The following is a 1,075-nucleotide window of genomic DNA, read 5'->3' on the forward strand; positions in this document are numbered from 1 at the left end:
CGTCTTGCAGGCAAAACCGACAGTCCAAGCCGGACCGCCGCTGACGATTTCCGGTATTACCGTTCCGGCAAATGGCAATGCAGAGATTGTCTATGAGACCAAGCTCACACCGCAGGCACCGTTAGGTGTGGAAGCCTATATCACGAATACAGCAACGATCACCGGAGATGGCATCACAGCTATTACAGCGCAGGAGACCGTCAATGCCCAGTCGACACCGGTACTGTCTATTGTCAAAACGGTAGCGCCGGTACCTGTAGCGGAGAAGGGACAGCTGACGTATACGTTTGAAATTCGCAATACAGGTAATGTGCCGGTGACTGCGGCGGATACAGCGGCAATTACGGATACCTTTGATCCGATTCTCAACAACTTGACGGTGACATTTAACGGCGCGACTTGGACGCAAGGCACCGACTACACCTATGATGCGGCGGGGAATTTTGCCACTGCCGATGGAAAGGTCGTTGTAGACGCTGCAACGTATGCGCAGGATGCCCAGACCGGCGCATGGATCGTTACACCGGGCACAAGTACGTTGATTGTATCCGGTACCATCGCATAGACAACGCGTAGATAAAAAGAGAAAGCTGTCGTTCTGACAGCTTTCTTGTCTTATACGGCAAACACAGCACATAAACTCAGCATCATTGGCATGGTAATTGCCGAGAGCAGAGTAGAAAAGGCAATCATGCGTCCGGAATAGCGGTAATTCGTGCCGTACAGCTGAGCAAACATTGAAGATGCCACAGCACACGGCGTTGCGATGCTGATAATCAGCACATTGGCGACATCGCTGTCGATGCCGAGTATCCACATGATGAGAATCGTCAAGAAGGGAATGACGAGCAGACGGAACAGGCAGACCAAATACATGGAACGATCTTTGAGCACGTCGAGCAGATTGCTTTGTGCGAGATATACGCCGAGAACGATCATTGCCAATGGGGTATTTAAGTTGCCCAAAAAAGTAATTGGCTCATCCAAGACGGCGGGCAGTGTTGTAGATGTCAAAAAGATAGCGAGTCCAATGAAAAATCCAATCGTGCCGGGATTTAACAGGATTTTCTGCCAG

General features: G+C 50.5%; 2 protein-coding genes. One reads left to right on the forward strand and one right to left on the reverse strand.

The window, feature by feature from the left end; translation table 11 throughout:
- Nucleotides 1-565: Sgo0707 family adhesin (locus ACR0P9_RS13080; protein WP_432620838.1), on the forward strand; the 565-nt coding region annotated here is incomplete at its 5' end.
- Nucleotides 566-615: 50 nt separating this feature from the next.
- Here the strand turns inward: ACR0P9_RS13080 and ACR0P9_RS13085 are convergent.
- The coding region (locus ACR0P9_RS13085) for an AEC family transporter (protein ID WP_432620840.1) at nt 616-1,075 on the reverse strand (460 nt) is incomplete at its 5' end.

The organism is Butyricicoccus sp., assembly GCF_050872565.1.
In the GTDB taxonomy this organism is placed as follows: Bacteria; Bacillota; Clostridia; order Oscillospirales; family Butyricicoccaceae; genus Butyricicoccus_A.